This window comes from Corynebacterium sp. CCUG 65737, assembly GCF_024454115.1.
Classification (GTDB): Bacteria; Actinomycetota; Actinomycetes; order Mycobacteriales; family Mycobacteriaceae; genus Corynebacterium; species Corynebacterium genitalium.
In genome coordinates, this window is record NZ_JAGPZB010000021.1 from 1 (window position 1) to 19,111 (window position 19,111).

16 protein-coding genes and 1 tRNA gene are annotated in these 19,111 nt (G+C 62.2%); 13 read left to right on the forward strand and 4 right to left on the reverse strand.

Features of this window, described 5'->3' with window-relative positions; genetic code table 11:
* Positions 1-219: 219 nt before the first annotated feature.
* The 4 genes from KBX17_RS10985 (at position 220) to KBX17_RS11000 (ending at position 3,188) form a co-directional block, all read left to right on the forward strand.
* A tRNA-Pro gene (locus KBX17_RS10985) sits at positions 220-293 on the forward strand.
* A gap of 72 nt (positions 294-365) precedes the next feature.
* The gene (gene tig, locus KBX17_RS10990) at positions 366-1,799 is read left to right on the forward strand and encodes a trigger factor (protein ID WP_256019853.1); all 1,434 of its coding nucleotides are present in this window, start codon (positions 366-368) and stop codon (positions 1,797-1,799) included.
* Positions 1,800-1,959: 160 nt separating this feature from the next.
* Positions 1,960-2,541, forward strand: coding sequence for an ATP-dependent Clp protease proteolytic subunit (locus KBX17_RS10995; RefSeq protein ID WP_005289085.1), 582 nt, complete (start codon positions 1,960-1,962; stop codon positions 2,539-2,541).
* A gap of 26 nt (positions 2,542-2,567) precedes the next feature.
* Entirely contained in the window at positions 2,568-3,188 is a 621-nt protein-coding gene (locus tag KBX17_RS11000) for an ATP-dependent Clp protease proteolytic subunit (RefSeq protein WP_255998512.1), read from the forward strand.
* A gap of 234 nt (positions 3,189-3,422) precedes the next feature.
* Here the strand turns inward: KBX17_RS11000 and KBX17_RS11005 are convergent, their stop codons facing one another.
* The 3 genes from KBX17_RS11005 to KBX17_RS11015 form a co-directional block, all read right to left on the reverse strand.
* The gene (locus tag KBX17_RS11005) at positions 3,423-3,929 is read right to left on the reverse strand and encodes a hypothetical protein (protein WP_256019854.1); all 507 of its coding nucleotides are present in this window, start codon (positions 3,927-3,929) and stop codon (positions 3,423-3,425) included.
* A gap of 94 nt (positions 3,930-4,023) precedes the next feature.
* Positions 4,024-4,527, reverse strand: coding sequence for a hypothetical protein (locus KBX17_RS11010; RefSeq protein WP_256019856.1), 504 nt, complete (start codon positions 4,525-4,527; stop codon positions 4,024-4,026).
* Positions 4,528-4,637: 110 nt separating this feature from the next.
* On the reverse strand, positions 4,638-5,411 hold the full coding sequence (locus KBX17_RS11015) for an alpha/beta fold hydrolase (RefSeq protein ID WP_256019857.1): 774 nt from the start codon (positions 5,409-5,411) through the stop codon (positions 4,638-4,640).
* 201 nt (positions 5,412-5,612) lie between these two features.
* Between KBX17_RS11015 and clpX the strand changes: the two genes are divergently transcribed.
* Positions 5,613-6,893, forward strand: coding sequence for an ATP-dependent Clp protease ATP-binding subunit ClpX (gene clpX / locus KBX17_RS11020; RefSeq protein WP_256019859.1), 1,281 nt, complete (start codon positions 5,613-5,615; stop codon positions 6,891-6,893).
* Between the two features lie 57 nt (positions 6,894-6,950).
* On the opposite strand, the gene KBX17_RS11025 is transcribed toward clpX, so the two are convergent.
* Positions 6,951-7,769, reverse strand: coding sequence for a TetR/AcrR family transcriptional regulator (locus KBX17_RS11025; RefSeq protein ID WP_256019860.1), 819 nt, complete (start codon positions 7,767-7,769; stop codon positions 6,951-6,953).
* Positions 7,770-7,964: 195 nt separating this feature from the next.
* Here KBX17_RS11025 and KBX17_RS11030 point away from each other — a divergent pair, with 195 nt between their 5' ends.
* The 8 genes from KBX17_RS11030 (at position 7,965) to KBX17_RS11065 (ending at position 18,930) form a co-directional block, all read left to right on the forward strand.
* On the forward strand, positions 7,965-8,948 hold the full coding sequence (locus tag KBX17_RS11030; protein WP_255998505.1) for a malate dehydrogenase: 984 nt from the start codon (positions 7,965-7,967) through the stop codon (positions 8,946-8,948).
* 40 nt (positions 8,949-8,988) lie between these two features.
* Positions 8,989-11,751: a valine--tRNA ligase gene (locus KBX17_RS11035; RefSeq protein ID WP_305086291.1), complete on the forward strand. Its 2,763-nt coding sequence runs from the start codon at positions 8,989-8,991 to the stop codon at positions 11,749-11,751.
* 28 nt (positions 11,752-11,779) lie between these two features.
* Positions 11,780-13,213, forward strand: coding sequence for a folylpolyglutamate synthase/dihydrofolate synthase family protein (locus tag KBX17_RS11040; protein ID WP_256019868.1), 1,434 nt, complete (start codon positions 11,780-11,782; stop codon positions 13,211-13,213).
* Positions 13,213-13,674, forward strand: coding sequence for a DUF4233 domain-containing protein (locus KBX17_RS11045; RefSeq protein ID WP_256019863.1), 462 nt, complete (start codon positions 13,213-13,215; stop codon positions 13,672-13,674). The genes KBX17_RS11040 and KBX17_RS11045 overlap by 1 nt, the downstream gene beginning before the upstream one ends.
* Before the next feature lie 204 nt (positions 13,675-13,878).
* A complete protein-coding gene (locus KBX17_RS11050) occupies positions 13,879-15,030 on the forward strand; it encodes an acetyl-CoA C-acyltransferase (protein WP_005289115.1) in 1,152 nt (383 codons plus the stop codon).
* 3 nt (positions 15,031-15,033) lie between these two features.
* Entirely contained in the window at positions 15,034-17,238 is a 2,205-nt protein-coding gene (locus KBX17_RS11055) for a 3-hydroxyacyl-CoA dehydrogenase/enoyl-CoA hydratase family protein (protein ID WP_256019865.1), read from the forward strand.
* Positions 17,239-17,376: 138 nt separating this feature from the next.
* A complete protein-coding gene (locus KBX17_RS11060; RefSeq protein ID WP_005289120.1) occupies positions 17,377-18,285 on the forward strand; it encodes a hypothetical protein in 909 nt (302 codons plus the stop codon).
* Positions 18,286-18,435: 150 nt separating this feature from the next.
* On the forward strand, positions 18,436-18,930 hold the full coding sequence (locus KBX17_RS11065) for a GNAT family N-acetyltransferase (protein WP_256019866.1): 495 nt from the start codon (positions 18,436-18,438) through the stop codon (positions 18,928-18,930).
* Positions 18,931-19,111: the final 181 nt, after the last annotated feature.

The following is a 19,111-nucleotide window of genomic DNA, read 5'->3' on the forward strand; positions in this document are numbered from 1 at the left end:
TGTCGCGACTGACCTGTCAACCATCAGGAATGCTGTCCCAGGCACGCCGTGTCAACTATGTCATGACTTCAGACACCGTCATTCCCTCCACCACAGAGCTGGCTCCTGGAAATCCGGAGTCAGCTCTTGTTCATTCCTGGCCCCCGATGAAACTGCCCTCATTGGGCCCACGTAGAATCGTCTCCCGTGAGCTAGCGGGGTGAACCCCTGAGCAGCTTACGGGGCGTGGCGCAGTTTGGTAGCGCACCTGCTTTGGGAGCAGGGGGTCGCAGGTTCAAATCCTGTCGCCCCGACAGGGCACCGCTTTACGCGGCGCCCAGGTGAACCTAACGACAACGAAGACAACTAGCCAGGAGAGTATTTCCGTGAAGACTTCCGTGGACAAGCTCAGCGACACTCGCGCGAAGCTGACCGTGACCGTTCCCTTCGAGGAGCTCGGCACGGAAATCGACCAGGCGTACAAGGCCATTGCTCAGCAGGTCAACATTCCGGGTTTCCGTCGCGGTAAGGCTCCGCGCCAGCTTATCGACGCCCGATTTGGCCGCGGCCCGATCCTCGAGCAGGTTGTCAACGATATGCTGCCGACCCGCTACGAGCAGGCCGTCACCGATAACGAGCTGAATGTGCTGGGCCAGCCGCAGATCGAGATCACCGAGATCGAGGACAATGACCACGTCGAGTTCACCGCTGAGGTGGACATCCGCCCGGAGATTGAGGTTCCGGACTTCTCCAAGATCTCCGTCACGGTGCCGTCGATCAAGGTCGGCGACGACGCTGTCGACGAGGAGCTGGACAACTTGCGCGCCCGCTTCGGCGAGCTCAAGGACACCAAGCGCAAGCTGAAGAAGGGCGACTTCGCGGTCATCGACCTCGAGGCAACCGTCGACGGCGAGAAGATTGAGGAAGCCTCCACGGAGGGTATTTCCTACGAGATCGGCCGCGACGACCTCATGGAAGGCCTGGACAAGGCCATTAAAGGCCTCAAGACCGGCGAGTCCGCTGAGTTCGAGTCCGAGATCCAGTACGGCGAGCACAAGGGCGAGCAGGCCACCATCACCGTGACCGTCCAGCAGACCAAGGAGCGCACCCTGCCGGAGCTCGACGAAGAGTTCGTGCAGATGGCCTCCGAGTTCGACACCGTCGAGGAGCTGCGCGAGTCCACGAAGACCCAGCTCGAGGAAAACAGCAAGAACCAGCAGGCTGCTGACATCCGCGACGAGGTCCTCAAGGCCGCGCTGGCACAGTCCTCCTTCGAGCTGCCCACCGCAGCTGTCGACGAGCAGGTCCACAACCAGCTCCACCAGATCCTCGGCCAGATGGCCCACGACGAGTCCGCCTTCGCCCAGCTGCTCGAGGCGCAGGGCACGACCCGCGAGGAGTTCGACAAGGAGTCCCGCGAGAACGCCGAGGACTCCATCCGTACCCAGCTTTTCCTCGATGCTGTCGCCGACCAGGAAGAGCCGGAGGTGTCCCAGCAGGAGCTGACCGACCACATCCTGTTCACCGCCCAGTCCTACGGCATGGACCCGAACCAGTTCATCATGCAGCTGCAGCAGTCCGGCCAGGTGGCAAACCTCTACGCCGATGTCCGCCGCGGCAAGGCACTGGCCGCCGCTATCGCGCGCACCACCGTGAAGGACGAGGACGGCAACACCATCGATCCGAACGAGTACTTCGGTGAACTCGACGAGGACGAGGTTGCTGAGGCAGAGGCTGCCGACGCAGCCGTGGTTGAAGCCGCTGAGGCAGACGCTGCTGGCGCTGACGCCGCTGACGCTGATTCGGCAGACGAGAAGTAAATCTTCGTGCACCCCGGCAGGCTGGACATTCTCCCGTCTGCCGGGGTTTGCCGTTAGCCCGCACGCTGACAGCGAACACAGACCGCCCGGCGGGAATCCGCGACTAGGGTGGGGCGTTACTTGAGACGCAACGAAAACTGATTTAGAAGGAGCACTGTAGATGACAACCCCGGCCACCGGCATGAACCTGGGTGACTCGGTGTACGAGCGCCTGCTGCGTGAGCGCATCATCTTCCTCGGCCAGCAGGTCGACGATGAGATTGCGAACAAGCTGTGCGCGCAGATCCTCCTGCTGTCCGCAGAGGATCCGAACCGCGACATCTCGCTGTACATCAACTCTCCGGGCGGCTCTGTGACGGCGGGCATGGCGATCTACGACACGATGAAGTACTCGCCGTGTGACATTGCCACCTACGGCATGGGTCTGGCCGCATCGATGGGCCAGTTCTTGCTGTCGGGCGGCACGAAGGGCAAGCGTTTTGCTCTGCCGCACGCGCGCATCATGATGCACCAGCCGTCGGCAGGCGTGGGTGGTACCGCAGCTGACATCGCCATCCAAGCGGAGCAGTTCGCGCAGACGAAGAAAGAGATGGCGGAGCTCATCGCGGAGCACACCGGCCAGAGCTTCGAGCAAATCACCAAGGACTCGGACCGCGACCGCTGGTTCACCGCGCAGGAGGCGAAGGATTACGGGATCGTCGACCACGTGATCTCCAACGCCCAAGGCACCATCAGCAACTAACCCGGCAGAGATTCAAAGGAGAAAATATGTCTTTCCAGATGCCTAGCTCCCGTTACGTCCTGCCGAGCTTTATCGAGCAGTCGTCGTACGGCACGAAGGAAACCAACCCATACTCGAAGCTTTTCGAGGAGCGCATCATCTTCCTGGGCACCCAGGTCGATGATACGTCCGCCAACGACATCATGGCGCAGCTGCTTGTCCTGGAGTCCCAGGATCCGGACCGCGACATCACGATGTACATCAACTCCCCGGGCGGTTCCTTTACCTCCCTGATGGCCATCTACGACACGATGCAGTACGTCCGCCCCGACGTGCAGACTGTCTGCCTGGGTCAGGCCGCATCCGCTGCGGCGGTGATTCTCGCTGCTGGTGCTCCGGGCAAGCGCGCTGCGCTGCCGAACTCCCGCGTGCTCATTCACCAGCCGGCCACCCAGGGCACCCAGGGCCAGGTTTCTGACCTGGAGATTCAGGCCCAGGAGATCGAGCGCATGCGCCGCCTCATGGAGGAGACGCTGGCCCGCCACTCCGGCCGCACCGCTGAGCAGGTTCGCATCGACACCGACCGCGACAAGATCCTCACCGCTGAGGAAGCTGTCGAGTACGGCATCATCGACCAGGTCTTCGACTACCGCAAGCTCAACGCATAAGAGCTTTTCGCTTATCGACGCCCCCGCGTCCAGCCTTCACCGGCCTGGATTCGCGGGGGCGTTGTCTTTATTCGCATTCACGCGCCAAACCGAGGAACGGTTCCGGCGCCGCAACAGATCCACGACTTCTAGTCCCGCAGATTTAGTTTGCATCGGGCCTGATCTTGGTAGCCAAAAGACCAGGTCAGAATTCGTTGCCGATGCAAACATGCGAACTAAATCTTGGCACCACTCTTAGCGGCACGGAGTGAGCTTTTCGACGAACTCTTCCGGCGCACCCATCTCGCGCACCTTGTCGTGGTCGTAGCACTTGAAGTTCGACGCCGGATCGCGTCCGTCGTGCTCAATTGGCTGCCAGTCGTTTCCGTCCCAGTGCAGGTATTCCACGTTGTCGGAGCGGTACTTCCCGATCACGGCGAACTGCCCGTCGCAGTAGGTGGAGATGGTGTCACCGATATCGCCTTCCTCTGCGGGGGTCCACTCGCACGGGCCGGTCGGGGATTCGGCCGGTTCCGCAGCCGCGGCTGCGTCAGATGCTTCTTCCGTTTCGGAGACTGTGACCGTGGTGGAGCTATCGTCTGTTTCTGGTTCAGTCTCCTCGGAGACAGTTTCCGTTGTGGTCTCAGGACTCGGGGTGGGTTCTGGAAGCGGGGCGTCCTCGGTGCATGCGGCTAGCCCGAGAGGAAGTAGAGCCGCGCAGACGAGGGTGCTGAGAGTGCGGGTTGCAGAACGAGTGGTCATTGTGGCCTCCGGCAAATCAACCAACAGTTGTACAGGCCAAATTACCTAGGATGAATGGCTCGGCACTGGTTCCGCAAGTCTGTCGTTGAAACTCTTAATCGCATTCCAACATGCCGTCAGTAATGAACGCCGGTGCGCCATCGTCTGCGTAGGAGTCCACGTCGTAACAGTTGAAGCCGGTAAAGGTTTGGCCGTCCGGCTGGATCTCCACCCAGTGGGTTCCTGAAAGCATGTAGTACACGGAGTCGTCGGACTGAGGGGTGTAGCCGTAAGCCCATTCACCGTCGCATTCCCCGAGCACCCTGCCGTCATGCTCCAAGTCTCCTTCTACGGCGGAACAAGACACTTCGACGGGGTCCTCGGACTCTTCAACCGGAGCTTGTTCTGCGGGCTCATTATCGGCAGGCTCTTCTTCAGCTTCAAGCTCGTCGAACACGGTCTCGGTGATGGTCACCGGGTCGAGGGATTCGGGGCTGGCGCTGTCGTCGATAGTGGGTTCTTCGATTCCACCGCATGCGGCGAGGCTGAGCGGGAGCAGAACAGCTGCGCCGACGGCAGCAGCTGCTCGGCGGGTGTTTAGGCGCGGGAGGGCGATCATGGCGATATTCCTTGCATCGTCAAGTAACGGGATGCTTTAAACATAGCCGGGGATCGCGGTTGTGGTGGGGGAAACGCCCCGGATCGGGGCGAGGGGAGACGTCGTAAAGCTTAGACCTTGAGGAACGCGACCAGAGCTTCGTTGAACATGTCGGGCTGTTCCGTTGCCACCTGGTGGGACGCAGACTCAATGACAGTCATCTCGCTTGGGCCCGTGACTCCATCGGCGATTTCGCGGAGTTTGTCGGGGCCGGTGGAGGGATCGTCGGAACCTGCGATGGCCAGGACCGGAACGGTGATTTCCTGCAGGCGCTCATCAAAACCCCACTTGGCCAAGGCATCGCCGCACTGCGCGTACGCCTCCGGATCGACAGAGCCGACCATGGCCTTGAACTTATCGACGACATCACCGTGCTCTGCCTTGAACCCGTCCGTGAACCAGTTGTCCACCGTAGGATCCACGATCGGGCCCATGCCCTCGTTGCGGGCAGTGTCGGAGCGCTCCTGCCACTTGCCGGCCCCGCCGAGGAACGTCGCCGTAGAAGCGAAGACCGCGCGCTCGACCAAGTCGGACGTTGCGGCGAGGTGCTGGGCAATCGCACCACCCATGGACAGGCCCACGATTGCGCAGGAGGAAATGCCCAGCGAGTTGAGGGTCTCGATGACATCGCTAGCGAGGTCGTCGACCGTGGTCATGCCCAGATTGACCGCCGGGACGGGGGACTCGCCGTGGCCGCGGTGGTTAATGCGCACCACTTTGAACTCGTCTTCTAATGCGGGAAGCTGCGCATCCCACGACTCGTGGGTCGTGCCGATGGACGGCAGCAGGACAACGGTATTTTCACTGTTTTCATTGCCGGATACTTTTGCGTCAAGGATTGTCATGGCATTCATTGTTCCCGAACTACCGGCATCTTGCAGACGCGCGATCAATGCCGGTTTTGGCGGCTTGGACGGTTACACTCGAGAGACCGAAACCTCACATGTTTTCTGGTCGGGGGCGGACGGGAATGTTCCACCCGCCGGGTAGCGTTGAGGTTGTCAGTTCTAAGCGGCGAGACAGAAGCGAGAGTTGAGACACATCCCATGGCAGTAACGCAAGACAGCTCGGATTTGCTGAAGTGCTCCTTCTGCGGCAAGAGCCAGAAGCAGGTGCGCAAGCTCATTGCCGGCGGCGGCGTCTACATCTGCGATGAGTGCATTGAGCTGTGCAACGAGATCATCGAGGAAGAGCTGGCCGGCGCTCAGGCGCAGGAGACGAGCGATGACGGGCACCTGCCGCGTCCCTCTGAGATCACCTCGTTCTTGGACCAGTATGTGGTCGGGCAGGACCGCGCGAAGCGCACCTTGGCCGTTGCTGTGTACAACCACTACAAGCGTGTCCGCACGGAGAAGTCCGCTGCATCGGGGGCTCGCAAGCGGGATGAGGACGTGGAGATTGCCAAGTCCAACATTCTGCTGCTCGGGCCGACAGGCTCGGGTAAGACCTACCTGGCGCAGACCCTCGCCCGGATGCTCAACGTGCCGTTCGCGATCGCCGATGCGACATCGTTGACGGAGGCGGGCTATGTCGGCGAGGATGTGGAGAACATCCTGCTGAAGTTGCTGCAGGCAGCAGACTTCGACGTGAACCGTGCCCAGAACGGCATCATCTACGTCGACGAGGTGGATAAGATCTCCCGGAAGTCGGAGAACCCCTCCATCACCCGCGACGTGTCTGGTGAGGGTGTGCAGCAGGCGCTGCTGAAGATCCTCGAGGGCACCGTCGCATCCGTGCCGCCGCAAGGTGGGCGCAAGCACCCCAACCAGGAGTTCATCCAGCTGGACACGACGAACATCCTGTTCATCGTGGCGGGTGCTTTCGACGGTTTGGACAAGGTCATCGCCGAACGCGTGGGCAAGAAGGGAATCGGCTTCGGCGCGGAGATCGATTCGGCCGCGGAGCGCGAGGAAGCCAACATGCTCGCCCAGGTGCAGCCGGAGGACTTGGTCAAGTTCGGTCTCATCCCCGAGTTCATTGGCCGTCTGCCGATTCTTGCCGCTGTGGAGAACCTCGACGAAGAATCCATGGTGCGCGTGCTCACTGAGCCGAAGAACTCGTTGGTCAAGCAGTACCAGCGCCTGTTCAACATGGATGGGGCGCAGTTGCGGTTCGACGACGGGGCGCTGTATGCCGTGGCGAAAAAGGCAGCGGAGCGCGGCACGGGTGCCCGTGGCCTACGCGCGATCATGGAAGAGATCCTCGTCCCGATCATGTACGACCTGCCGGACCGCGATGACGTGGACGAAGTGGTCATTACTGATGCGGTGGTCAACGACGACGCTGAGCCGGACTACGTGCTCCGCGACGCCAAGAAGTCCGCTTAAGCCGGGGACTTTCAGCGAGCTCGACCTACAGCGGGCTCGACCCACAGCGTGCCCCGCTTAGAGGGTGCCGGCGCCGCTGCCGTTGTCGTAAATGTCGTCGGCGGATTCGCCCACGCTGTAATCGACGGGCAGAGCATCGTCCCCTTGCTCAACGTCAGACGAGCCTGCCTGCATGTCCCTCGGCAGCGACACTGTCAGGTAAGAATTATGCCCAGTGTCGGGGATCGTCGAGGTCAGGAATGACAGCACGAGGTCAATGGTGAGCCGCCGCATCCCCTCCGTGTTGTCCGGGGTGAACAGGTTGATTGCGCCGAAACTGTCCATCGTGTCCTTGTTTCCCACACGGAAGAACGCGATCGAGGCGATGATGAAGCCAAGGTCAGAGGCAGACACACCGGGACGGAATGCCCCGGCATCCTGACCCATCATGAGTAACCGTTCGATCTGGAGGATCATGTCCATGTTGCTCCAGATGGCGGTCACGTCGCTCTTGTCCAGAACCGGGTCGAGGTTCTCACGCAGGAACAGCTGGATTGAGTCCGGGTGCTGGACCATCTGGTGGAAGATCGAGTCTACAAAGCGGCGGATGCCCTCAACAGGCACCTTGAAGGTGCGTTCGAGGAATTCCTGCGGCGGGGAGAAGGACCATGCAGCGCGTTGCAGGGCACTGACGTATAGGCCCTTCTTGTCGCCGAAGTGGTAGTGCAGCATGCGTTTGGTCACGCCGGCTTCCGCCGCAATGGTCTCCAGCCGGGTGGCGGCGTACCCGTTGCGAGCGAATTCGCGCAGCGCGACATCGACGGCCTGCTCGATGCGGGCCTTGACTGCGGGCGCGGAGTGGCCAACCGGATTGCGCTGCGCGGTCAGGTCGGACACGTCTGCCTCCTCGGGGCCGGGGGATAAATACTTAATTGATCAACCATAAGATTGCCTAAATTGTTCGCACGGTGGGCGAATATGGGGGTAAACGGGGCAGTCAGGGTGGAAAAACCCTAGAAGAACGGGGGTAGCATGGACCTGGAGGACAACCCCGGCAGGGGGTGAGACGCTACAGCAAGGAGATCATCCACTATGACTGCACCGAACCAACCCGTGAAAGTCACTGTCACCGGCGCCGCCGGCAACATCGCGTACTCGTTGCTGTGGCGCATCGGTGCTGGCGAAGTGTTCGGCCCCGACACCCTGGTGGACCTGACGCTGATGGACATCCCGGACAACGTGCAGAAGGTCGACGGCGTAGCCATGGAACTCAGCGACTCTGCGTTGAACAAGATCTGCAATCTGCACGTCACGGATGACGCGAAGAAGGCTTTCGACGGCACGAACGCCGCGTTCCTCGTCGGCGCGAAGCCGCGCGGCAAGGGTGAATCCCGTGCGGACATGCTGGAGGCCAACGGCAAGATCTTCATCGACCAGGGCCGCTCTATCAATGACCACGCAGCAGATGACGTGCGTGTGCTGGTGATCGGCAACCCGGCCAACACCAACGCCTACATCGCCAACAAGGCAGCTCCGGATGTCGGCCCGGAACACTTCAACGCGCTCATGCGCCTGGACCACAACCGCACGATCTCGATGCTGTCCCAGCAGCTGGACGAGCACTCGAGCCGTTTCGAGTCCATCGCGGTGTGGGGCAACCACGGTGACACGATGTTCCCTGACATTGAGTACGCGACCGTGGGTGGCCAGCCAGTGAAAGACCGTGTGGAGCGTGATTGGTATGTCGAGGAGTTCATTCCGCGCGTCGCTAAGCGTGGCTCCGAGATCATCGAAGTGCGCGGGCGCTCGTCTGCGGCCTCTGCTGCGTCGGCGGCCGTGGACCACATGCGCGACTGGGTGGCTGGCACTGAAGGCAAGTGGGTGACCTCGGCTGTGGTGTCGAACGGTAGCTACGGGGTCGATGAGGGCCTGGTTTTCGGTCTTCCGGTCATCGGCATCAACGGCCGCTGGAGTGTCGTCGAAGGCTTGGATTTGAACGAGTTCCAGCGCGAGCGGATTGATGCCAACATTGAGGCACTGCGCGCGGAAGCGGAGATCGCGGACAAGCTGTTCTAGAGCTTTCCCCCTTATCAGCGCGAGCGTCGACCCCGCTAGACTGTTCTGCGTGACTGAACAAAGCGGCAAGACATTCAACGAGTCCCTCATCGGTGCCAACCGCGCTGACTCCCTGCCGAAAAGCTGGGAGCCGCAGGAGATCGAGCAGGGCATCTACGAGGATTGGGTAGCTAAGGGCTACTTCACTGCTGATCCGGCCTCGGACAAGCCCGCCTACTCGATCGTGCTGCCGCCGCCGAACGTGACTGGTCAGCTCCACATGGGTCACGCGCTCGACCACACGCTGATGGACTCCCTGTCACGCCGCAAGCGCATGCAGGGCTTCGAAGTCCTGTGGCTGCCGGGCATGGACCACGCTGGCATTGCCACCCAGACCAAGGTCGAAGCCATGCTCAAAGAGACCGAGGGCAAGGACCGCTACGACTACGGGCGCGACGAATTCATCGGCCGTGTGTGGGAGTGGAAAGAAAAGTACGGCGGCACCATCACCTCGCAGATGCGGGCGATCGGCGATTCCGTCGACTGGTCGCGGGAGCGATTCACGCTTGACGACGGTCTGAACCGCGCCGTCGTGACCATCTTCAAACAGCTCTATGACGCTGGGATGATTTACCGCGACTACCGCCTGGTCAACTGGTCGCCGGTGCTCGAGACGGCTGTCTCTGACATTGAGGTCGTGTACAAGGACGTCGAGGGCGAGTTCGTCTCCATCCGCTACGGCTCGCTTAACGACGATGAGCCGCACCTTGTTGTGGCCACCACCCGTGTTGAGACGATGCTCGGCGACGTCGCCATCGCGGTCCACCCCGATGACGAGCGCTACACGGACCTGGTGGGCCAGGAATTCGACCACCCGTTCCGCGACGACTTGAAGATCAAGGTCATCGCCGACGACTACGTCGACATGGAGCTGGGAACCGGTGCCGTGAAGATCACCCCGGCGCACGACCCGAACGACTACGACATGGGCCTGCGCCACAACTTGGACATGCCGATCATCATGGACGCCACCGGCCACATCGCGAACACCGGCACCCAGTTCGACGGGCTCGACCGCTTCGACGCGCGTGTGCGAGTTCGCGAGGAACTCGCACAGATGGGCCGCATCGTCAAGGAAGTCCGCCCTTACGTCCACTCCGTCGGCCACTCCGAGCGCACTGGCGAGCCAATCGAACCGCGCCTGTCGCTGCAGTGGTTTGTCAAGGTCGACGAGCTCGCCCGCATGTCCGGCGATGCCGTCCGTTCCGGCGACACCGAGATCCACCCAGAGTCGTTGAGCAAGCGCTACTTCGACTGGGTGGACAACATGCACGACTGGACCATTTCGCGCCAGCTGTGGTGGGGCCACCGCATTCCGATCTGGTACGGCCCCGAGGACGAGAACGGCGAACGCGACATTGTCTGCTGTGGCCCCGACGAGGAGCCGCCGGCCGGTTACGAGCAAGATCCGGACGTCCTGGACACCTGGTTCTCCTCTGCCCTGTGGCCATTTTCGACGATGGGCTGGCCGGAGAAGACCCCGGAGCTGGAGAAGTTCTACCCGACGACCGTGCTGGTCACCGCCTACGACATCCTCTTCTTCTGGGTTGCCCGCATGATGATGTTCGGCACCTTCGCAGGCACGCAAACCCCGGATGTCCTCGGCACTGGCGCCGACGGCCGTCCGCAGATACCTTTCGAGCACATCTTCCTCCACGGCCTCGTCCGCGACGAGAAGGGCCGCAAGATGTCGAAGTCCCTGGGCAACGGCATCGACCCGATGGACTGGGTGCGCGACTACGGCGCGGACGCATTGCGTTTCGCCCTGGCCCGGGGTGCGAACCCGGGCATCGACCTGCCGATCGGCGATGACAACGCCGCCTCTGCCCGCAACTTCGCCACCAAGCTCTACAACGCGACGAAGTTCGCGCTCATGAACGGAGCTGCGCTCGGAGAATTGCCGCCCCGCGAGCAACTCACTGATGCGGACCGGTGGATCCTCGACCGCCTCGAGACGGTGCGCGGCCACGTCGACCAGCTTCTCGACGACTACCAGTTCTCCAAGGCCAACGAGGAGCTCTACCACTTCGCCTGGGACGAGCTGTGCGACTGGTACCTGGAGATCGCGAAGACCCAGATTCCACGCGACATCGATGCTGCGAGCGAGGCGGACCGCGCACGCGGCCGCAACACGCAGATCGTTCTCGGGCGCGTCCTGGACGTGGTCCTGCGCCTGCTGCACCCGACGATGCCGTTCGTCACCGAGGTCCTGTGGAAAGCACTCACGGAAGAAGAGTCGCTGTGCCTGGCACCATGGCCGACAGCGGAGGACACTAATGGCGGCGCGCAACCCGACGAGGCCGCGCAGCGCCGGATTGAGGACGCAATCGCCCTGATCACTGAGTTGCGCCGCTTCCGCTCCGACCAGGGTGTCAAGCCCTCGCAGAAGGTTCCGGCGAAACTCGACTTCGCGGCAGCCGATCTGGTGGGGCAGGAGGAGCTGGTCCGGTCGATCGCGAAGGTGGAGGCTCCGGAGGAGGGGTTTGCGCCGTCGGCAAGCATTGAGGTGCGCTTGAGCCAAGCCACGATCGATGTGGCGCTGGATACCTCGGGCACGGTCGACCTTGCCGCTGAGCGCAAGCGTCTGGAAAAGGAGCTCGCCGCCGCGCAGAAGGAGCTGGAGACCACCGGTAAGAAGCTCGGCAACGAGGCTTTCCTGGCGAAGGCGCCGGAGGAGGTTGTGGCGAAGATCCGCACCCGCCAACAGGTCGCGCAGGAAGAGGCCGAGCGCGTCACCGCGCGCCTCGACGGATTGGGAGGATAGTTTGAGCGACGACAGCTTCCATGTCGACATGGACGAGGACGGCCTCGTCCTCAACCTCGGGGAAGGGCAGGAGACTGGAGAAGAGACCGTCGAAAAGCCTGTGACGGAGCGTGACCTCGCAGCACTTGCGCGCGTCGAGGAGGAGCTGCGGGCGCGGTGGCCGGAAACGAAGCTGGATCCGTCGTTGGAGCGCATCGAGATGCTGATGGATCTGCTGGGCCAGCCGCAGCAGTCCTTCAAGGTCATTCACGTCGCGGGTACGAACGGCAAGACATCGACCGTGCGGATGATCGAATCGCTGTTGCGCACATTCGGCGCGCGGGTGGGCCGCACCACAAGCCCGCACCTGCAGACCGTCACGGAGCGCATCGGTATCGACGGCGCGCCCATTCATCCGGCCGACTTCGTGCGCGTGTACGAAGAAATCAAGCCCTACATGCAGCTTGTCGACGACAAATCCGACCACCCCCTGTCCTATTTCGAAGCGATTGTCGGGATTGCTCTGGCGGCGTTTGCTGATGCCCCGGTGGATATTGCCGTCGTCGAGGTAGGGATGGGCGGAACCTGGGACGCGACCAATGTCGTCGATGCGGATGTCGACGTGATCATGCCGATCGGGCTGGACCACACCGACTACCTGGGCGACACGATCGAGCAAATCGCGGGGGAGAAGGCCGGAATTGTGAAGAGCCCGGAGTCCGTGACAGTGGTCGCGGACCAAGAGCCCGAAGCCATGCGCGTCGTGCTTGAGCGCACCGTCGAGGTCGGTAGCGCGGTGGCTCGTCTGGGGCAGGAGTTCGGCGTGGAGTCCTCCACCGTCGCTGTTGGTGGACAGACGTTGACACTGCGCGGGCTATCGGGCGAGTACGACGAGATCTTCCTGCCTCTGTCCGGGCCACACCAGGCGCGCAACGCGGCAGTCGCGTTGGCCGCCGTGGAGGCGTTCTTCGGCGCTGGTGCCGGCAAAACTCTCGACGTGGACTTGGTGCGCGTCGGGTTTGCCGCGGCGGTCTCGCCGGGTCGCCTGGAGCGCGTCCGCTCCACCCCGACGACGTTCATCGATGCCACCCACAACCCCCACGGCGCTCGCGCGCTTGCCGCGGCTTTGGAGCGCGACTTCGAGTTCGCGCGACTGGTTGGAGTGCTCGGCATTCTCGACGACAAGGACGCCCTCGGTATCTTCCAAGCCCTCGAGCCGGTCTTGAGTGAAGTAGTGATCACCCAGATGTCCTCCCCGCGCGCCACCGACGCCTTTGAGCTCGCCGAGATCGCCCGAGATGTCTTCGGCGAAGAGCGCGTCCACGTCGAAGAGCACCTGCCGTCGGCCTACTCGCTGGCAGTCGAACTCGCCGAAGAAGCCCTCGAAGCAGTTGGCGTGCAATCCGGTTCAGGCGTGCTCATCACCGGCTCGGTGGTCACCGCGGGTGAAGCACGCGCGATGTTTGGAAAGGATCCGCAATGATGTCCGAGAAGCCTCGCAAGCCGCGCGAGTCTCGTCGATCTGACGACATCGAGTACGGCCCGCTCGGCCCCGGCCAGGAGCCGGTCAAGGACCCGATGAAGGGCCTGTCCGGAGTGATGTCCGGAACCCTCATCATGGAGGCCATCACGATCTTCCTCTGCCTGACCGTGATCCTAAAAATCCAGGAAGGCGCGCTGTGGACCACCTTCAACTGGGTGTTCGTCACCGTGATGGGCTTCGCCCACCTCATTGCCGCTTTCGTGCAGCGTCGGCCGGGCGCGCTGTGGTTGAACCTGGGGTTGCAGGTGCCGCTGATTGTGGTCGGTTTCTTCATCCACTGGTCCGTCGGCGCTGTGGGGATCATGTTCGCCATCGTGTGGTTTTTGGTGGTCCAGATGCGTTCGGACATTCTGGAGCGTCAGCGCCGAGGACTGCTGACCACGCAGCACTTGGGGACCTAAGGACCTGGAATACTGCTCGAGGTTTTCTGGAATACTGCTCGCCCATTACTGCTGGTCAAAGACGTGCGGAACGGCTTATAAGTGCGAGCAGTATTCCAGAGCTGAGCGGTCATTGGGAATCGGCTGGTTTTCCGTGATCTGGCGGTGTGATCTTTCCTATACTTGTGGGGATGTGTAATCCACGACAAGTTACTAAGGAGCTCCATGTCTGAAGCTGTTTACATCACCCAGGCCAAGCGCACCCCGATCGGCACCTTCGGCGGCTCGCTGTCGAAGACGCCGACCATTGACCTCGGCGCGCACATCGCCAAGGCTGTGATCGAGGAGTCCGGCGTTTCCGCTGATAACTTCGACTCTGCAGTGTGGGCCAACGTGGTCACGACCATTCCGCGCGACAACTACACTTCCCGTGCGGTCTCTCTCGAGGCAGGCATGCCCAACAGCTCCCACGCCTACGGTGTCAACCGCCTCTGCGGTTCCGGCGTGCAGGCCATCATCTCCGCTGCCCAGCAGCTGATGACCGATGATGCGAAGCTCTCCATTGCCGGCGGTGTGGAGATCATGTCCCAGGCACCGTACTCCGTCGAGGGCATGCGCCAGGGCCGCAAAATGGGCGACGGCCGCCTGATCGACTGGCTCACCGGTGCTCTTACCGACCCGATGGGCAACGGCGGCATGGGGATTACCGCTGAGAACATCGCGGCCAAGGTCGGCATCTCCCGAGAGCGCCAGGACGAGTACGCACTGCAGTCCCAGGAGCGCGCCGCTGCCGCTATCGCTAACGGCGAGTTCGAAGAGCAGATCGTTCCGGTCGGCGAGTTCACCACGGACGAGCACCCGCGCCAGACCACGCTGGAGAAGCTGGCGGGGCTGCGCCCGTCGTTTAGCAAGGAAGGCACCGTCACCGCGGGTAACTCTTCCGGCATTAACGACGCTGCTGCTGCCACCGTCATGACCAACGAGTCCGGCCTGAAGGAATTCGGTCTGGAGCCGATGGCGAAGATCGTCTCCTGGGGCCTGGCTGGCTGTGACCCGGCCACCATGGGTCTCGGACCGATTGGCGCTGTGCCGAAGGCTCTGGACAAGGCTGGCCTGGACCTGAACGACATCAAGCTCATCGAGTCCAACGAGGCTTTCGCCGCACAGTGCATCGCTGTCGCTGACGGCCTCGGTTTCGACAACGAGAAGACCAACATCCAGGGTGGCGCTATCGCTCTCGGCCACCCGATCGGCGCTACCGGCGTCATCCTGACCACCAAGCTCATCCACCAGCTGAAGAACGCTGGCGGCGGCCTCGGCCTTGTCACCGCGTGCATCGGCGGCGGCCAGGGCATCGCTCTCGTACTGGAGGTTTAAACCATGACTTCGAAGGCTCAAGACATCACAACTGCTGCAGTGCTCGGCGCTGGTTCCATGGGTGCCGGCATCGCCGCCCACATGGCCAACGCCGGCATCAAGGTGCACCTGCTGGATCTGCCGAACGAGGAAGGTGACCGCGACGGCCGTGCCCAGAACGGCATTGACACCCAGGTTAAGCGCCACGGTTTCCAGCGCCCCGAGTACGCCAAGCTGGTCACCCCGGGCAACACCGAGGACCACCTGGACCGCCTCGGCGAGGTCGACTGGATCGTGGAGGCCGTCTTCGAGGACATCCAGGTCAAGCGCGACACCTTCGCTAAGGTTGACGCGCACCGCAAGCCGGGCACCCCGGTGTCCTCCAACACCTCCACCATTCCGCTGGAGGTCCTGCTGGGTGAGGCATCGGAGGAGTTCAAGCGCGACTTCTCCATCACCCACTTCTTCAACCCGCCGCGCGTGATGCGCCTGGTCGAGTACGTCGAGGGCCCGGAGACCTCCGCCGAGATCAACGAGCAGATGCACCACGTGCTCGAGCGTCAGATGGGCAAGGTCGTCGTGGATTGCCGCGACACCCCGGGCTTCATTGCCAACCGCATCGGTAACTTCTGGATGGCTGTCGGCGCCAAGACCGCGTTCGACCAGGGCATCAAGCCGGAGCAGGCTGACGTCGCTTTCGGCCGCCCGTTCGGCGTGCCTCGCACCGGCATCTTCGGCCTGTTCGACTACGTGGGCATTCAGCTCGTCCCGGGTATCTGGGGCTCGCTGCTGAAGGCCCTGCCGGAGTCGGACGCGTACCACGACTACAACATCGTCGAGCGCGACGAGTTCAAGACCCTCCTGGACAAGGGCTTCACCGGCCGCACCGCCGAGTCCGGCTTCTACCGCGGCCGCGACGAGGTTTACGACTTCGAAGCCGGTGACTACCGCCCGAAGGAGTCCTTCGAGGTGCCGAAGGACGCCAAGGAGCTCATGGAGTCCGGCACCCCGGAGGGGGAGTACGCCAAGGAGGTCTTCAAGACCTTCATCAAGTACTGCTGCGACACCGCTCCGGAGATCACCGACACCGTCGACCAGATCGACATCGCCATGCAGCTGGGTTACGGCTGGAAGAAGGGCCCGTTCGAGCTCGCTGATTCCATCGGCATTGACTACGTCGCATCGCTTTTCGACGACACCCCCGCCCTCCTCGAATCCGCCAAGAACGCAGGCGGGTTCTACGCCGACGGCAAGGTGCTCGGCACCGACGGCACCCTGACCGACTTCCCGGAGCGCGAAGGCGTGATCAAGGTTGCAGAGCTCGTCGACGGTGCTGAGGTCGTCGCTGAGAACGAGGACGCTGCAGTGTACAAGCTCGGTGAGGGCGACTACGCAGGCTTCGGTGTCTTCACTTACAAGACCCCGATGAACTCCAACTCCAACAACGTCACCGAGCTGCTGACCCACGCCCACGAGTGGGACCTCAAGGGCCTGGTCATCGCTAACGACGAGGAGCGTGCGTTCTCCGCCGGTGCAGACCTGGGCACCATTGCCAAGCTGTCTGGCCCGGAGGGCGACAACGAGGAACTCCGCCGCACGATCCAGCAGGGTATCGATGGTTTCCGCGCGCTGCGCACCGCCCCGTACCCGGTTGTTGGCGCTGTGCGCGGTGTCGCGCTCGGCGGCGGCATGGAGATCCTGTTGCACACCGACGCGTCCGTCATCCACGCCGAGACCCGCGTGGGCTTCCCGGAGCGCAACGTTGGCCTGTTCCCGGGCTGGTCCGGCCCGGTGCGCCTGCTAGAGCGCCTGGTGGAACTCGGTGTGCCGAACCCGCACAAGGTCGCGTTCGACGCGTTGCTGGGCACCGTTAAGCCGGTGCCGGCTGCGAACATCGACTTCTGGCGCGACAACGACGAGATCATCCAGTCCCCGGACCACGTCGTTGAGGGTGCGCTGGAGCTGGTGAAGAAGCTTGCCGACGGCTACACCGCCCCGGCCGACGCCGAACTCCCTCTCACGAACGAGACCCTCGAGTACACCGAGGGCTCCGAGACCGACGCCGCCATCGGCGAGGCCCTCGCCTCCGTCTTCGCCGGTGAAGGCACTGCCTCCGAGGAGGAGCTGGGTAAGCGCCAGTCCGAGGCAGCCGCCAAGGTTCTGGCCCGCCAGGAGAACCACGACCGCGCAGTGGCTATGGCCACCACGCGTAAGCCGCTGAACAATTAGCACGCCCCAAGGCACTGCATGCGACCTCCGAGAACCGGCCCCGGGTTTCTACCTGGGAGCCGGTTCTTTCGCATGTGGTGCGAGTACTTAGATACGCTTATGTGAGCGATCCGATCCGAGTAACAGGAGCACACGACAATGCAGATCCCCTTCACCCTGAATGCGTGCGCTGTAGCGTTAGCGTATCTCGGCCGACACGTTCTCACCGGCGACGAGAGGGCTCAGGTCACCGGCGAATATCCGGTGGATGGAATGGCAGCGTTCATCGCGCTCAATGACGAGCATGCCTCGATCGAGGCGACCTTCCTGCTGCCGGGGGTGGTCTCCGAAGAACCCGAGGTTCTGGTGTTCAGCAATGCTCCGCAGATGCCCGCTTTCGGGATGTGCCGGTTCGTCTTTTATGAGGACCGGGTGATGGCGAAATCGACGATGTTTGCCAGCGAAAGCCTCACGTCAGGGCAAGTCCAGTCGTGGTGGAACACCTGCCTTCGCGAAATTGATACGTGGTACCGCGAGATGGCTAGCCACGGGTTCATCGATGTAACGGTCCCTGTGGCCATCCCCGAACAGTTCAAATTGAACTCTGACATTTATGACGTGTACAACGACGAATGCACTCCCGACGACGAGGTCGGACCCCCAGTCACTGCGACCCGTGTGGCGCGCAGCATGACGCAGATAACTGGTGCGATGCCGCAGGTACGCACCACTGACACTGGGCAATTCGTAGAGACCAGCATCGGCGGCCAGCAAATGGACATCGAAGTCGCAGACGGTGCGCTCCGGTTCATCATCGCGTCGTCGCTGCCGTCCCGGCCCGGTTTGGGGGAGGCGCTTGCGCACTCGATCAACTGGCTGAACATGCAAGAGGCGGCTCCCGTAGCTTACGTATACGATAACGGCGACCACATCGAGATGTTCACGTGCGGGGTGGTAGATACGAGCATGGGTTTAGACGACGCCGCTTTGACCACGGCCATTAGAAAATGGGGCCCGTATGTCTACGATTTCAACGAGCAGATCTTCAACGATCTGCAAAGACAGTAAGCGCTAGCCGTCGGGTTTCGTCGCTGATCATGCAGCTTGTGTCATGGGAATCGCGCTGCGGGAAACGTTCGATGCTGGTAACCGCGGGCGAGCGGCTGCTGGCTGATGTCGAGCACCACGTGCGCATCGGGATTGATAACGTCACTACCCATGGAACTTGTCCCGTGGGACCAGGTCGATGAGATCCCCGACGTCGCTGACGACATTCTGGAATCCGTCGAAGACGAACTGACGGTGCGCTTCACACATGTCCCGCATCCGTACACGCAGGATCATCTGCGGTCCTTCATGGACGCTCCTCCAACCGGGGTGACGCGGTGGGTGATCGTTGTAGAGGGGCGCTATGCCGGAAACATTGAAATGCGGCAGCAGTCCGGTCACGAGGCTAAACTGGGCTACACGGCCGCCCCGTGGGCGCGTGGGCGCGGTGTCATGGCCGATGCGGTGCGTGCCGTTACACAGCACGCACATGAGGCTGGCATCCACCGCGTCGAGCTACGCGCCGCAGTGGATAACCACGCTTCTCGTCGGGTCGCGGAGCGAGCCGGATTCACGATTGAGGGAATCTGTAGGGATGCCGAGCTGCTGCGTGGCGAGTACAACGACCTTGCGGTGTACTCGCACCTGGCTACAGACGCCGACTAGGCACAAGCTTCAGGTTTGATCCGCCCGAATAAGGTCCAGAACCCTATTCAAGCCCGATTTACATATCCTGACCAGCGCAAACGCTGAAAATCAGACACACATTCGAGGATGCGGACGTTTTTTGGACAGTTTCAATCTCACGCTACATTGACTTTTCGGTATTCGGCAATGCTCAAACCAT

Coding starts and splice junctions, on each gene's coding strand:
- KBX17_RS10995 (WP_005289085.1), top strand. CDS start 1,960: ATGACAACCCCGGCCACCGGCATGAACCTGGGTGACTCGGTGTACGAG.
- KBX17_RS11000 (WP_255998512.1), top strand. CDS start 2,568: ATGTCTTTCCAGATGCCTAGCTCCCGTTACGTCCTGCCGAGCTTTATC.
- KBX17_RS11005 (WP_256019854.1), bottom strand. CDS start 3,929: ATGACCACTCGTTCTGCAACCCGCACTCTCAGCACCCTCGTCTGCGCG.
- KBX17_RS11010 (WP_256019856.1), bottom strand. CDS start 4,527: ATGATCGCCCTCCCGCGCCTAAACACCCGCCGAGCAGCTGCTGCCGTC.
- KBX17_RS11015 (WP_256019857.1), bottom strand. CDS start 5,411: ATGACAATCCTTGACGCAAAAGTATCCGGCAATGAAAACAGTGAAAAT.
- clpX (WP_256019859.1), top strand. CDS start 5,613: ATGGCAGTAACGCAAGACAGCTCGGATTTGCTGAAGTGCTCCTTCTGC.
- KBX17_RS11030 (WP_255998505.1), top strand. CDS start 7,965: ATGACTGCACCGAACCAACCCGTGAAAGTCACTGTCACCGGCGCCGCC.
- KBX17_RS11040 (WP_256019868.1), top strand. CDS start 11,780: ATGGACGAGGACGGCCTCGTCCTCAACCTCGGGGAAGGGCAGGAGACT.
- KBX17_RS11045 (WP_256019863.1), top strand. CDS start 13,213: ATGTCCGAGAAGCCTCGCAAGCCGCGCGAGTCTCGTCGATCTGACGAC.
- KBX17_RS11050 (WP_005289115.1), top strand. CDS start 13,879: ATGTCTGAAGCTGTTTACATCACCCAGGCCAAGCGCACCCCGATCGGC.
- KBX17_RS11055 (WP_256019865.1), top strand. CDS start 15,034: ATGACTTCGAAGGCTCAAGACATCACAACTGCTGCAGTGCTCGGCGCT.
- KBX17_RS11060 (WP_005289120.1), top strand. CDS start 17,377: ATGCAGATCCCCTTCACCCTGAATGCGTGCGCTGTAGCGTTAGCGTAT.
- KBX17_RS11065 (WP_256019866.1), top strand. CDS start 18,436: ATGGAACTTGTCCCGTGGGACCAGGTCGATGAGATCCCCGACGTCGCT.